We start from the raw sequence: 14,462 nt of genomic DNA, 5'->3' as shown, positions 1-14,462 counted from the left end.
TAACTATTAATAAGTATTAATAAGTATTAATCACGCCAACCCGTAAAACGATAGCCTGCGTTCGACTTCGTCACGGCCCAGTAGAAGCGCTACCTCGAAGACGCCGGGACTGACCTTCATTCCCGTCAAAGCGAGTCTCAAGGTCATGGCGTAGTCCTTCATTTTGACGCCCTTCTCCTCCACCCAGGTCCTAGCGCGAGCTTCCAGGCGCTCCGAAGTCCAGTCGGGCTCGCCCAGAAGGGCGGCGAAAAACTCCCTCAGTCTTTCGCGCAGTTCATCCGAAATCTCGTCGGGCTTCCAACGTTCCTTTACAGGCTCGAAGGATACGTAATAGTCTGAGAACCCAGCCAGTTCTTTGGCGGTTTGTCCGCGTCCTCCCATTGAGGTGAGGGCCTCGGCCAAGTAGGTGTCGTCGTGGCTTTCGACGGGCAAACCCCTCTCTTTCCAGAAAGGCTTTATCAATTCGAGTCTCGCTGTAGGGTTCATACGTTTCAAATGTTCTTGGTTGATGTAATTCAGCTTGTCGGGGTCGAAGACGGCGGGCTTGCGCGTCACGCGGGAAAGCTCGAAGAGCTCCGCCGCCTCCTTACGGTCAAAAATTTCTCTTGCGACGCCGTTGGCGTCGTCGCCGGCGGACCAACCCAGGTTGGCCAAGAAGTTGAAAACGGAATCCGGCATGTAGCCCATATCCCGATATTCGTAGACGCTGGTGGCTCCATGTCGTTTGCTCAGTTTCTTTTTGTCCTTGCCCAGAATCATCGGCAGGTGCGCAAAAAGAGGAGGTTCCCACCCGAAAGCCTTGTAGAGCAAAAGTTGTTTTGGCGTGTTCGAGATGTGGTCCTCACCGCGGATGACGTGGGTTATTTTCATGAAATGATCATCGATAACGACGGCGTAATTATAGGTAGGCATACCATCTCCCTTGATCAAGACGATATCCTTGAGTTTTTCTGACTCCCTTTCCCGCAAGCCGTCGCTAAAGGTCTCGATGCGCCCGTAGACCACGTCGTCAAAGGAAAGTTCCACGTTGGGCATGACTTTGAAGAGGATCGCGCCGTTTTCCCCATAAGCCTGCCCTTCTTCTACCAGCTTCTCCGCGTTTTCTCGGTAAAGCTCCATCCTTTGGGATTGACGATAGGGACCATAAGAGCCGCCGCGGTCCGGCCCTTCGTCCCAATCCAACCCCAACCATTTCATACCGGACATGATGGTTTCTTCGTATTCTTGGGTGGAGCGCTCTCTGTCCGTGTCCTCTATGCGAAGGACGAACTTGCCCTTCGTGTGCCGCGCCCACAGCCAGTTAAAAAGCGCGGTGTGCCCACCCCCGATATGCAACGCGCCCGTGGGGCTCGGGGCAAAGCGTACACGTGTCTCCATTTTTTGTCCTCCCTTGCCGCTCTTCTATCGCTTTTCTATCGCTCTTCTGTCGCTCTTCTTTAATTGCGTGGCATGCTTATTGCGTGGCATGCTTCCGCCGGTTTGCCGAGTCGCGATAATGCGTTATTATAACCTAACGAAACGTTTAAGCTCAGAGAAACAGAACTTGTTATCGAGAGTTGGAAGTGCAATATCGAGAGTTGGAAGTGCAATATGGAAGTGCAATTTGGAAGTGCGATATCGATAAAATTCCCGAACGCGAGGATCATTTACTGGGAAACGACAAAAAAGACGCCAGATGAGGTAACGCTGACGTTGAGCTTTCCCGACGGGGAGTATTATCATTACGAATGCGGAGAATGGGAGAATGAGAGAAGAATTGAAAATGAACAATAAAATACTGATCGTCGATGGGCACGGTCTTGCTTTTCGTGCCTTTTATGCTGTACCTATCTTAAACGCACCGGATGGAACGCCGACAAACGCGATCCTGGGCTTCATCAATATGCTGACAAAGGTGGAAAATGACGTGACCCCTTACGCCTGTGTTGTGGTTTTCGACGCGCCGGGGCCTACCTTTCGCCATGAGCTTTATAAAGATTACAAAGCCCAGCGCAAACCAACCCCTGAGGAGTTCAAGCCCCAGGTTCCCCTGCTGAAGAAACTGCTGACCTTACTGGGCTACTCTGTCGTCATGGAGTCCGGTGTAGAGGCCGATGACGTCATTGCGTCTATGGCTCTAGCTGTCGCTCGGGACGGTCAGGAGGCGGTCATCGTCACTTCGGACAAGGATTTGTTTCAGGTACTGGGCCCTGGTGTCAGAATCCTGCGTCCCCAAAAGAGCATCACGACGCTGAAGACCTACGATGAGATGGTCTTTACGGAAGAGTTCGGGTTTCCGCCCTCTTCAATGCCTGAGTATCTAGCTCTGCGGGGCGATGCCTCGGACAACGTACCGGGCGTTCCGGGCATTGGGGAGAAGAGCGCCCTTCGGTTGATAGGGGAGTCCCATACCCTTGAAAGGCTTTTCGAGTCTTTGGAAGTCGCGCCCAAGTCGGCTGTGGACAAAAAACTGGCGGCGGGAAAAGAGAGCGCTTTCCAAAGCCGGGAGCTGATCCGTCTGAAGCTGGATCTTCCCATGTCCCGCGTTGCGCCAAAAAGCCCGCCTAACCTGGAGGACGCATTGGTCCTTTGCAAGCGCCTGGGGCTGGCAAAGTTATTGGATAAACTGCAGAAACTCTCCGAACGGACTCTAGGCTTTTCCGAGGAGGCGTCTGAAAAAACGGAACCTAACAAGAAGGAGTTTGGGGAAGCCAGAGGGATCGAAAAGACGAGAGTCGAAAGTGTCGAGGAAATGCCTTTAGAGAAAGTAGATTTTAAAAGTCTGCTCAACGCGGTGGAGCTGGCGGTTCTGTTGTCACATTCGGGGAAATATCCTCCTGACCCAGGAGCTGTGGAACTGCAGCTGGCCGATGCCCAGGGCCATTATGCTCTGGTTCAGGGGCTCGAACTGGGGAGCGATTTTGGGGCGCGACTCGCGGGCAAGAAACTTTTTGTGAACGACTACAAAGAATTGGCCGCCTGCCTGGGGCCGCGGCAGTTCGAGTCGTGTGAGATTTGGGATTTGAAGACCGCCCACTACCTGCTTCACCCCGATAAGCCCTCCCACGCGCTGAAAGATCTCTATCCCCAAGTATTCCCGGAATCTCCAGAAATCCCGAAAGCGCCCCTTCTCTGGCGCGCGGCTCGAGATTTGAACAGGGAGATCCGACGCCATGAAGGTCTTTTCGAGTTGATGGAGCGGATTGACCTGCCTCTCATCCCCGTGTTGGTAGAGATGGAGCGGGGGGGAATACGGCTTTTCCCCAAGATTTTTATGGAGCTTCAACGAGAGTTAGAGGGGCGTCGCGCTGCCATCGAGAATGAAATCGGCGCGGCGGCGGGGGAGGAGATCAATCTCAACTCGCCCAAACAGGTGGCGTGGCTTTTGTTCGAGCGATTGGAGCTTCCTCGTGGCGCGAAGACCAAGGGGAAAACGGGTTTTTCCACCAGCGCCTCAGTGTTAGAAGACCTGGCGGAACTGGGGCTGCCTTATTCCCAGGTTCCTCGTCTGATGCTGGAGCATCGGGAGTTGTCCAAAATGTTGAGCGGGTTCGTCGTGCCCCTGCAAAAGGCGGCGAACCTGGGGGGCGGTGTGGTGCGTACCACCTTCGAGGCAGCTTTTACGGGGACGGGGCGTTTGAGCAGCCGGGACCCCAACCTGCAAAACCTGCCGGCGTTCGGGAACTGGTCACGCCGGCTCAAAGAGGGATTGATTCCGGAGTCTCCAGACCGAGTTTTTGTGGCCGCGGATTACTCCCAGGTTGAATTGCGTGTATTGGCCCATTTTTCGGGAGAAGAGCGACTACAGGAGGTCTTTCGCAAAGGAGGCCGCGACATTCATCGGGAGACGGCGTCCTGGGTGTTCGCTACCCCTCCAGAGGACGTTACGCCTGAACTTCGGCGCGTGGCGAAAATGATTAACTTCGGTCTGCTCTATGGCATGAGCGCTTTCGGCCTCGCGGATCGATTGGGTATTGCCCGGGGCGAGGCCAAGGGCATCATTGCTCGTTATTTCGCCGCGCTGCCCGGCGTCGCGCGATACCTGGAGGAGAGCGCCGCCGCAGCCCAGGTCCGGGGACACACTCAAACGCTCTTCGGCCGTATCCGCCCTATCAACGAGGCGATGGAGGGGGTTCGGGACAAAAACGGGGACAAGAACGGATTGAAACGTGTCGCTGTTAACACGCCTATCCAAGGAACGGCCGCGGATATCGCGCGCAAGGCGATGATTGATTTCGACCAACGTTTCGCGGGAGACAAGGAGGTTCGACTCTTTTTGCAGATTCACGACTCCCTGGTCTGCGAATGTCCAGCAGGCCGCGCGGGCGAGGTAGGGGAGGCTTTGGCCCAGGTCATGACATCGGTGGTTTCCTTAAACGTCCCTCTGGAGGTAGAGCTGAAAACGGGGCGTTCCTTAGCGGACGTTTGACGTTGACGCGAAACGAGAGCGCGGGGACGTGATTGTCATTTTACGATAAAGCGATGAGAAAGCCAAGGGCTTTAGCCGTTGAGCCGTTGAGCCGTTGGATGAGAATCACAACGCCGCCAACGAGCGGTGTTCGTTTTTGTTTCTTGTCGTGTCTCTAAATTCATGTTAGACTTCTTTCATGATTGCGATATTAATGCGGCGCTGAATATCCGCAGAGTCGGGGCATCGATTCTTAAGGGAGAAGACGTAAGACCCACTTCGGTTGGCTGTCTTTGTCGATCTTAGAACCACACGACTTGAGTCGTGGGAGTATGTCAAATCCTGTATAATAGCTGTGAGGGAGGGGAAAATACCATGCGTAAAGAACTTATTGACGTTGAAGTTCCTGAAATTCTTCCTCCGTCGGACGATGGAGTGTTTAAAACCCTGTTGACCCATCCAGACGCCAAGGCCTGTCTTCTGGATGTTATTGCCTCCAACATTGGTTTGCCCGTGACAGAAGTGACGGTGAGGAACACCGAACTTCCCATTAGCGCCGTCTGGGAAAAGCGGGAACGATTCGATGTGAGTTGCGAGATTGACGGCGGGGATCAAGTCGAGGTCGAAATGCAGGCAGACCCCATGGAGGGCGATAAACTGGCAAACGCGCACAAGAACATCAGAAACCGGGTGATTTTTAACGCGTGCAACCTGCACTCCACCCAAAAGGGATCCGGTGTCCCGTATGGAAAATTAGCGCGAACGTATCAAATCACGTTCTGTGGTTACACGGTTTTTGCGGAACGCGAAAGTTGTTTCAACTGTTTTAGTTTCCGAAACGCGGAGGGCGAAGAACTGCTAGACGCGGTGAATATCCTGTTTGTGGAGCTGTCGAAACTAAAGCGTGTGTTGGAAAAACCTGTCAATGAAATGACAAGCGCTGAGATGTGGGCGTTCTTTCTGGCCTACGCGAATAAACCGCGGTATAGGGAATTGTTGGATAAAGTGATAGGCGCGAAGGGGGAGATCAAGATGGCATACGACCTTCTGACAAGCATTAGCCGGGACGCGGACGAGCGAGCGAGCTTCCGCGCGAGGCGAAAATTTCAGATGGATCTGGAACACAACCAGATCGTTTCCTTCTGAAGAAGGAAAGCTTAAAGGAAAACTCGAAGGGATACTCTAAGGCAAAATCAAGGTTGCGAAGAATCTGTTAAACGGCGGGCTGACTATCGACGAGGTTGCTTGATTCGCTGATTTATCTCGTGAACAAGTCGAAAAACTCTGCATTGGCGGTTAGGTTATATTTATAAGAAAGTATTGTCACCAACGTTTTTTCTATGTTTTTTTCTATTAAAAATAGCCGATAAAGCGATGTTGGAATGAGTGAGATGTTTGTACTGAGCTAGCCAGGTATTGACATTAAGAGTTCAATAGGGTATTTTTGCTTATATGTCTGAGATATATATTTTCTGTTTTCTAGAAAAAGCGTAGTGGAGGAGATTCGAAGCGTATGTTGTCTGCAAGGTGTAATCAAGTCGAGGATGTGATGCCAGGGTCGGAGTTGAAGAGTGGAAACGAAATCAAGGGGAAGAATTAGGCGTGACGGGGGGATTTTTGTGATTTTGCTGGCTGAAAAGAATTCAGAAAATAGCGTAGATCGAGGGATAGAAGGAGGCAGCATAATGAAGAAAGTATTGTGGCTCTTGTTGGTTGTTGCGTTGGTGGGAGTGAGCAGCGCTGCTTACGCGGCTACGGGTGGGCATACGGTTCCGATTTCGGACGATGTCGATCTGGTGATTCCTACTCCTACTGTGGTGACGTCGGTGGAAACTTCGACACAAGTGATGACGAATATATCGACAGTGGTACAAAACAGCGTTGCCGCGACGGTGAGCTCGACGACGATAACGACAACGACGGCGCAAGAACTAGTTTATACTGTTTATAGCTCGGTGACTACTTCTACGTCTGTCGTCAGTACGGTCATTCTTTCGTCTCTGACTACTCAAACTACTACTGTAGGTGGTAGCGTGAATGCTGTTACTAGCATGACTCAGAGCTCGCTTGTGTCTGGTTTGACCAAAACTAACACCACGTCTACTACGCCTGCGACGACGGTCACTATCGACCAGAGCATTGTTCTTATTTTGAGAAACTATGTTGCTGTTACTTCGGGGGACGCTACAGCCATCAAAGCCATTAAAGCGCTTGACGACGAATCGGCGGTAACGGAATTTACATATGTGGCCTCGACAGATGTGGGAGAGAAACAATTCACCTTTCTCAGCAACAGTGGCGACGTACTTCCAGCCCTCAGTGGTGCGGATGACGCCAATCTCGTAGTGCACGTGGAGGACGGTGGCCTCTATGATCTGGATGGTGAGAAGAATGGTAGCGTCCAGATAGAGCCGATACTGGCAAGGGCAGAAGAGGTAGTGGAGGAGCCGACGGATCCGGTTAATACGAGGGCCAGCAGCGGTGGCGGTTGCGACGCAGGTTTGGGTTTGTTCGCGTTGTTCGCGGTAGCCGGTGGCCTCCTTCTGAGAAAGCAGGGAGTATAGTTACCAGTTAAGCCATTGGCGTCCCACTGAGGGATTCCTATAGCAGAGATGTTGAAGACGGACCAAAATGTAGCTGTCAAGGTGAAATGGAGGTCCGTTTCATTTTGTCAAACGCCAAGGGTGAAATAGGTGGGAAAAGTGCGCAAGATCCTTTTTTGTTGCATAGCAGTTTTTTTGATCTTTTTACAAGGGGTCTGTGAAGGAGGAGAGACGGCGGCCAATCCCGGCTTTGTGGGCTTGTGGGAATACCCCACGGCGGAGATGTCCACGGATGGCGCCGGTCGTTTTGGTTACACCCACGCTTTTCCCTACGATTTTTACTACGTCGATTTATCCTGGTTGCCCTGGCTGGAGATCAACGCGCGCTTGACCACCTTCGAGAACGTATACGTCGCGCCGAGTGGCGCGATCAACGTGCAAGGTCAAGGACGGCATTACATGGACAAGGCTCTGGACCTGAAGGCGATGTTGTATCGTTCTCGCGAGGGCTACCTGCCCTCTCTGGCTTTTGGGGTTACCGATGTTATGGGGACGGAACTGATGAAAGCCTGGTACGGGGTAGCCACGTGGCGTTTCGGTTCTTGGGCCGTGTCCATGGGGTATGGCACGGATAGAATGAATGGTTTTTTCGGTGGGTTTTCTTGGGATATTGCGAATTGGTTGACCCTGAAAGCGGAATATAGCCCTATGGATTACACGTTGGATCAGGCGAGCGGGCACAAAACCCATCCTGAACAGGCTGACGCAAAATACAATGTGGGGCTTGTTTTGAGTGCACCCTGGGGTATGGAAGGCGCGTTCAGTTGGCAGAGGGGCGAAGAATTCGCGATTTCTCTTTCTCAGCGTTTCGATCTAAGGGGCCCTCTGTTGTTTGGAAATCGAGACAAAGGGAAAGCCTACGACGCGCCAGGTATCGGACGCATCCCTCAGTGGAAGGACGTGGACCCCGCGAAACTGGGCCAGGATATTATCGAGGGCCTGGCGGACTTTGTCCGGGTTCGGGATGTAGAGGTGGCTGTGGCCGACAGGAAGGTTTTTGTGGCCTATGAAAATTACGGCCATGCTTCTCAAGCGGAGGCTATGGTGCGGGTATTGGTGGTGACGGCGGCTCTGTCTCCACATTTGGAGGCGGTCTTCATGATTCCTCGGGTCCGGGGCGTGCCGGTGATTTGCGCCGAGTTTCCAGGCGATCTCCTTTTTGGACTCCGAGTTCGAGATCTGGGAGGGGAAAATCTTCTAGAATCCGCCATTTTCACCTGGGCGGATAGGGATTTTTTCGATATAAAAAAGGGTGAAAATCAGGAAAAATGGCTTTTTCGCAGTGAACGGTTTTTGCAAGAGCGGGCTCAACATGACCTAAAGGCAATGATTGTATACGAACCCCGTATCGACCAGACCCTGGATGATGATTATCAGAACCGCTGGAGTGTTGATTTTATCTATGAAAACCGCTCTTCGAAAGGTTGGGGTGGTGTGGCTGATGTAAGGGTTCCCTTTTTCAGCGACGTGGACATTTGGTGGGAACCGGATATGAACGAAGATCCACGCGTTCATCAGGCGGTTGTCAGCTACTTGAGTAACTTGAAGAAGAGTGACTCGAAAAATGAAGACGGCCTCAGTTTATGGGCGTTAGGCGAGGTCGGTTGGCTGGACGAAAATTGGTTTGGCCTTAATCTGTGGGGGAGGATTTACGGGCGAAACGGTCGCTGGTGGAGCGGTGTACGTCTGGGTGTAGTTCGTGATCGAGATCCTTTTGCTTTTGCCAGTTTGGCTGAAGGTCAAATTGATTATGATTGGGGGGGGCGCGACAATCCAAACGCCGATCCCTGGAGGACGATAGCCTGGCTTCAAGGGGGATACAGTTTTCCCGATATAGATTTGGATTTGCAGGTGGACTATGGACGTTTCATCGACACGGATGTGGGAGGTAAGGTTTCGGTAATGCGCCATTGGGACGACACGACTGTGGGGTTCTGGATATCTCGAACGGATCGGTTGAGTCCTGGCAAGGATTTTACCAATACGGGCATTCATTTGGAAATTCCGGCTGAAAAATGGCTGGGGAGCTGGTTGGGTGATAGATCCAGCTCGCACGTGTGGAACCAGGATGTGTCGCTGTTGTCCATATGGCGTATTGACGCAGGTAGGGAGCCGGGAAGCTGGCGCGATCCGGAGAGATTGTTGTCCCAGTTACGACCGATGGAACTCAAGAAGAACGTAGGGAAACTTTTGGAGGAATATTGTTCTTTCGAGGCGGCCGAAACGGCAAAACCTCAGATTCAGAGTTTATTTGATTTTTTCCGCTAGGCTTTCGACAAAGGGCAAGGAGTTGAGGCTTATGTTCATGAACAATCCAAACATAAAAGAAAAGTATGCTTTATTTTGCGTTTTATTTATAGGAGCGCTGTTGTTCTTTTTGCCCCATGCCGACGCGGCGGCGTTGGCGACTGGAGAACGGACGAGTGGCGTTGTATCGACGACTTCTGCGAGATCCACATCAGCACTCGTAGGAGAGGCGGCGGCGCCTTTGGAAGGAACCTTTGTTCAGGGAGAAACTTCTTCTTCGGCTTTGGATGTGGGAGACACGAACGCTTCAGATCCTGCTGAGGGGCCTAGCGAGATGGAGATCAACCAGTATTTCGCCGAAATCTTAGGAGCGTCAGATTTTACGCCAAATCCTGTGGGTACTTTGCTACGACGACTTCCTCGCTATGGTATGTCGTTTTTCCGTCAGTCACCCTCGACTTACGCGCCTGTGGACTCCGTGCCGGTGACGGCAGGTTATCTCCTAGGTCCAGAGGACGAGTTGGTGATTACCCTCTGGGGAATGGTAGAGGGGAATTTTAACGTTACTATTAATCGGGATGGTTTTGCTAATGTACCCAATATCGGGTCGGTTCGCCTGTTGGGGTATACCCTGGAAGAGGCGAAAAGGGTTTTAAAAGCGGCTTTCGACCGCTACTTCACGGATTACCAGATGAATGTTTCCATGGGGGGCTTGCGCTCTGTCACTGTTTATGTAACGGGGGATGTTCGACGCCCAGGGGCTTACACGATTTCCTCCTTCGCCACGCTGGTCAACGCTCTTCTAGCCTCAGGGGGACCTTCTAATTCCGGTACTTTGCGTTGCATCGAGCTGAAACGCGGAGGTAAAACGATTACGACTTTCGACATGTACGACTTGTTGTTGAAAGGGGATAAAACGAAAGACGTTCGCCTTTTGCCAGAGGATGTGATCTTCGTTCCTCCCACAGGGCCTTTGGTCGGTCTGACAGGGGAAATTCGGCGTCCCGGCGTCTATGAATTGAAGACGAAAACTCGCGTCCAAGACTTGCTCTATCTGGCAGGGGGCATTTCCGCCCAAACTTTTAAAGGACGCATTCAATATTATAAAATTGGAGATCAATCTTACCGTACCGTTTTCGAAGGCGGAGTACAAGAGTTGTCAGGAACTCTTTTGTCGGACGGGGATATTCTGCGTCTGTTCCCTGTGATCAATCTTTCCACCATAGTGAAAATTGGAGGACCTGTAGGACGTCCCGGCACTTATGGGGTTGTGCCCGGTGTGACGAAAATCAGCGAACTTATTTCCTATGCGGGTGGTTTGTTGATAACGGCCTCCAACAGAGCGGAGCTGACACGCATTACTCCCACCCCCTCTGGGCCTGTGACGAGTCGTTTCGAGATTGATGTCTCCGCCGCTTTGAGCGAGGATCCAGCTCACAACCTCACGTTGGAAGTAGACGATTACTTATTGGTGCATATTATCCCCGATTGGGAATCTCAACGGATGGTCAATATCAGAGGGGAAGTTCTTCATCCTGGAACTTACGCGGTGATCAAGGGAGAACGGCTTTCTGACCTTCTTCTTCGGAGTGGAGGGTTTACCTCTCGGGCTTATTTAAGAGGGGGAGTTTTTACCCGTCGCCGTGTAGCGGAGGAACAACGTAAGGAATTGAACCGCACAGCCGATCAGATGGAACGAGATTTACTGGAGGTATCGGGACAACAGACGACCAATTCCGCGTCGGCCGCTCGCGCTGAAGAATACCAACGCCGTCGCGAGCTGATCGAGAGTCTTCGAAACGTGCCTGCGCTGGGGCGGGTGGTGATCAAGCTGGACGTTTCCGAAGCGATTAAAGGGACGCCTTGGGACTTAGAACTGGAGGATGGGGACCAACTTCAGATTCCTCAAGTGCCTTCCACTGTGGAGATTATGGGAGCGGTGTATGCTGCTTCGTCTCAGGTGTATAATTCACGCATGGGAATTAACGACTATATCAACGCGGCGGGCGGGTATCTGCGTACTGCTCACAAGCGAATGTTATATCTGATGAAAGCCGACGGCACAATCGTTCGTCTTACTCGGGGAGCGGGTGTTTTGTCGAGTAAAAAATGGATGCCGCCCAAAGGACTTTCCGCTATGGTGGAGCCGGGGGACACGATTGTCGCTCCTGTGAAGTACTCCGACCGGCAATCTTTCGAGTCGCTCCGAGACACGATAGACATTATCTACAAAGTGGCGGTGGCAGTGGGGGTCATTATTCGATGAGGAGAAAGTTTTTTTTAGTGTTGGCTTGTGGGGTGTTTTTTGTGGGCTTCATGGGCTTGCCCGTTGTGTACGCTCAGGAGATTGTGCGTTACGAGTATAAAATTGTGCCTTTGAATTCCTTGACTCCCCTGCAGAAGAAAGCGGAGACAGTGGAAAAGTTGAACGAAATCGAAGGGATCCTTAACAAAGAAGGGCTTCAAGGTTGGGATATGGTCAGCATTTTTGCCGTGCGGACTACGTTTGATCCCAATGTATTTTTTGTGGCGATGAAGAGACCTCTTTCTAATTCTCAAACTAATTCTCAAACAAAAGGGACGCAGGAGCCATGAAGGATAATGTTTTTACCGAGGATGCCGCTTTGAATTCTCTTCCTGTTCAATCAGCTTTCTATGTCGCTAAACGCTTGACGGTGCAATTGACCCAGGTGGCGCTGGATTTTGGTGTTTACTGGGTCTGTTTGGGACTCGTGTTGTCCCTGTGGACTTCTATACCTGGCGTTTTACAGGTAGAGAGAAAGCTTTTTTTGAGTGGCGTTTTCTTGGTATGTTTCGCTTTCAATTCTCTCTACGAATTCAAGAGTTGGATGTTCTGGGACGAAATGCGGGCAGTTTTGAAGGCCTCAGTGACGGCGACGGTGATTGTCATTGTCGCTCTTTTTACGCTGAGGTTGCCTTTTTCTCGGGTTGCTATCTTTGTTAGCGCGGCTCTCTTTGCTCCATCGTGCTTAGTGGGGCGTTACTTTTTTCGTCGATTGCTTTTCGGGTTAGGACTCCTTAAAACGCGTATTCTGATTATTGGAGCGGGAAAAACAGGAGAGTTATACGCCAAAAAGATAAAAGAACATTCCTTTATGAGTTGTGAGGTTGTGGGTTTTCTGGACGATGATGCTGCGAAATGGGGAACCACCGTGGTCGATGTTCCTGTTCTAGGTGGGGTGGAAGATTTCGCGGAGATTCAGCAGAATCTGAACGTGGGGGAAGTCGTTGTGGCAATCCCCTCGAGTGCGCGAGATCTACGAGCTCACATCTTAGATATTGCGGGGATGCGCGTGAAGCGGGTCTCTTATATTCCCGATATGTACATGCTTACCACTTTCACTGCTTCTATGCGTGATGTGGATGGTGTTCCGGTGATATCTTCCTCACGAAACCCGGTAAATCTAATTAAGACTATGATGGATTGGGGAGGAGCTTTAATAGCGTTATTTCTTTTTTCGCCGATTTTTTTGTACGTGGCCTATAGAATCAAAAAAGATGATGGAGGAAGTGTTTTTTTTACACAAACACGTATGGGGCACAATATGGTGCCTTTCACCATGTATAAATTTAGAACTATGGTTCCAAACGCAGAGCAAAAGTTAAAAGAAATGTTGAAAGATGAAACGCTGAGGCAAGAATACGAAATTTCTTTTAAACTTAAAAACGACCCTAGGGTTACAAAAATTGGTCACTTTTTGAGAAAAAGTAGTTTAGATGAATTGCCTCAACTTTTTAACGTCCTTAAAGGTGAAATGAGTCTTGTGGGACCGCGTCCTTTTGTCCCGTGGGAAATTGAGACCCGCTACGGAGAGATGGCACGCCAAATTTATAGTGTTAAACCAGGTTTGACAGGGTTATGGCAGGTTAGTGGTCGGAATGATATTTTAGATTATCAACAAAGCAAAGATTTGGATTTATATTACACTCGTAACTGGTCACTGTGGTTAGATATTGTTATTTTGTTTCGCACGATTCAGATTATAATCAATGCGGATGGGGCATATTAAAGTTTTCTGCTATAACTGACTTTGAGTTACTCTGAAAATTCTTGTTTGTGGGAGGTTCGAATGTGTCTCGTCTTCTCGTTACCGGTGGAGCTGGGTTCATTGGGTCACATCTTTGTGAAAAATTACTAGAGCGGGGGAACGAAGTACTTTGTGTCGATAACTGTTATACAGGCTCTAAAGCTAATGTCGCGTCTCTTTCGCGACATCCTCATTTCGAGTTTATTCGCCACGACGTGACGTTTCCGCTCTACGTGGAAGTAGACGCAATTTATAATTTGGCATGCCCGGCTTCACCTGTCCATTATCAGCGAGATCCGGTACAAACAACAAAGACATCTGTGCATGGGGCAATCAATATGTTGGGTTTGGCGAAGCGTACGAGAGCGAAAATTCTTCAGGCTTCCACGTCTGAAGTTTACGGTGATCCTGTGGAGCATCCTCAAACGGAGGCCTACTGGGGTAACGTGAATCCTATTGGGACACGGGCTTGTTATGATGAAGGCAAACGTTGCGCGGAAACGCTTTTTTTCGACTACCATCGTCAGCACGGGCTCCATATTAAAGTGGCACGTATTTTTAACACTTACGGACCACGTATGGATCTCAATGATGGACGAGTAGTCAGTAACTTCATCGTTCAAGCCCTAAAGGGAGAACCTATCACCATTTACGGCGATGGAAACCAGACGCGTTCTTTCTGTTACGTTGACGACCTTGTTGATGGATTGGTGCGTTTGATGGATTCCGACGACGACTTTACTGGACCCGTGAACCTTGGCAACCCAGGAGAATTCACTATCCTAGAACTGGCGCGTAAAGTCTTGGAACAGACGGTCAGCAAATCAGAACTTGTTTTTGACCCTCTCCCTCAGGATGATCCGCGCCAACGTCGCCCAAACACGACTCTAGCACTACAAAAACTGGATTGGCGGGCCGTTACTCCTCTTGATGAGGGACTCTCTCGTACTATTGCGGATTTTCGCGCGAGATTGAGAAAACAATGAATACGCTTATCACTGGAGGCGCGGATTACATCGGCAGCGTGATGATCGTAGCACTCACGAAGCAGAACGAAGCAACGCGAAGCAACGCGAAGCAACGCGAAGCAACGCGAAGCAACGCGAAGCAACGCGAAGCAACGCGAAGCAACGCGAAGCAACGCGAAGCAACGCGAAGCAACGCGAAGCAACGCGA

Annotated in this window: 10 protein-coding genes; 9 read left to right on the top strand and 1 reads right to left on the bottom strand. The window is 50.8% G+C overall.

Going from position 1 to position 14,462, the window contains the following annotated elements:
* Positions 1-30 precede the first annotated feature (30 nt).
* Complete coding sequence (gltX, locus tag LBJ36_06465; protein MDR1378681.1) at positions 31-1,377, bottom strand: glutamate--tRNA ligase; 1,347 nt, start codon at positions 1,375-1,377, stop codon at positions 31-33.
* Positions 1,378-1,762: 385 nt separating this feature from the next.
* Here gltX and polA point away from each other — a divergent pair, with 385 nt between their 5' ends.
* From polA to LBJ36_06420, 9 genes are all read left to right on the top strand, one after another.
* Positions 1,763-4,408 carry a DNA polymerase I gene (gene polA, locus LBJ36_06460; GenBank protein ID MDR1378680.1) on the top strand — a complete coding sequence of 882 codons (2,646 nt, stop codon included), beginning with the start codon at positions 1,763-1,765 and terminating at the stop codon, positions 4,406-4,408.
* Positions 4,409-4,762: 354 nt separating this feature from the next.
* Entirely contained in the window at positions 4,763-5,533 is a 771-nt protein-coding gene (locus LBJ36_06455) for an Rpn family recombination-promoting nuclease/putative transposase (GenBank protein MDR1378679.1), read from the top strand.
* Between the two features lie 560 nt (positions 5,534-6,093).
* Positions 6,094-6,951 carry a hypothetical protein gene (locus LBJ36_06450; protein ID MDR1378678.1) on the top strand — a complete coding sequence of 286 codons (858 nt, stop codon included), beginning with the start codon at positions 6,094-6,096 and terminating at the stop codon, positions 6,949-6,951.
* Between the two features lie 174 nt (positions 6,952-7,125).
* Positions 7,126-9,258 carry a YjbH domain-containing protein gene (locus LBJ36_06445; GenBank protein MDR1378677.1) on the top strand — a complete coding sequence of 711 codons (2,133 nt, stop codon included), beginning with the start codon at positions 7,126-7,128 and terminating at the stop codon, positions 9,256-9,258.
* Positions 9,259-9,295: 37 nt separating this feature from the next.
* Positions 9,296-11,503: an SLBB domain-containing protein gene (locus LBJ36_06440; protein ID MDR1378676.1), complete on the top strand. Its 2,208-nt coding sequence runs from the start codon at positions 9,296-9,298 to the stop codon at positions 11,501-11,503.
* On the top strand, positions 11,500-11,832 hold the full coding sequence (locus tag LBJ36_06435) for a DUF4177 domain-containing protein (protein ID MDR1378675.1): 333 nt from the start codon (positions 11,500-11,502) through the stop codon (positions 11,830-11,832). The genes LBJ36_06440 and LBJ36_06435 overlap by 4 nt, the downstream gene beginning before the upstream one ends.
* Positions 11,829-13,268, top strand: a complete 1,440-nt coding sequence (locus tag LBJ36_06430) for a sugar transferase (GenBank protein MDR1378674.1) — start codon at positions 11,829-11,831, stop codon at positions 13,266-13,268. The genes LBJ36_06435 and LBJ36_06430 overlap by 4 nt, the downstream gene beginning before the upstream one ends.
* Before the next feature lie 62 nt (positions 13,269-13,330).
* Positions 13,331-14,272, top strand: coding sequence for an SDR family oxidoreductase (locus LBJ36_06425; protein ID MDR1378673.1), 942 nt, complete (start codon positions 13,331-13,333; stop codon positions 14,270-14,272).
* On the top strand, positions 14,269-14,462 hold a 194-nt coding region (locus LBJ36_06420), incomplete at its 3' end, for a hypothetical protein (GenBank protein MDR1378672.1). The genes LBJ36_06425 and LBJ36_06420, both read left to right, overlap by 4 nt.

The sequence above is a fragment of the Synergistaceae bacterium genome, from assembly GCA_031267575.1.
Taxonomy (GTDB): Bacteria; Synergistota; Synergistia; order Synergistales; family Aminobacteriaceae; genus JAIRYN01.
This window is presented reverse-complemented; position numbering and strand designations above follow the sequence as displayed.

Excerpts from the sequence above, each read along its gene's own strand:
- LBJ36_06435 (MDR1378675.1), top strand. The coding sequence starts at position 11,500 with ATGAGGAGAAAGTTTTTTTTAGTGTTGGCTTGTGGGGTGTTTTTTGTG.
- polA (MDR1378680.1), top strand. The coding sequence starts at position 1,763 with ATGAACAATAAAATACTGATCGTCGATGGGCACGGTCTTGCTTTTCGT.
- LBJ36_06430 (MDR1378674.1), top strand. The coding sequence starts at position 11,829 with ATGAAGGATAATGTTTTTACCGAGGATGCCGCTTTGAATTCTCTTCCT.
- LBJ36_06455 (MDR1378679.1), top strand. The coding sequence starts at position 4,763 with ATGCGTAAAGAACTTATTGACGTTGAAGTTCCTGAAATTCTTCCTCCG.
- gltX (MDR1378681.1), bottom strand. The coding sequence starts at position 1,377 with ATGGAGACACGTGTACGCTTTGCCCCGAGCCCCACGGGCGCGTTGCAT.
- LBJ36_06440 (MDR1378676.1), top strand. The coding sequence starts at position 9,296 with ATGAACAATCCAAACATAAAAGAAAAGTATGCTTTATTTTGCGTTTTA.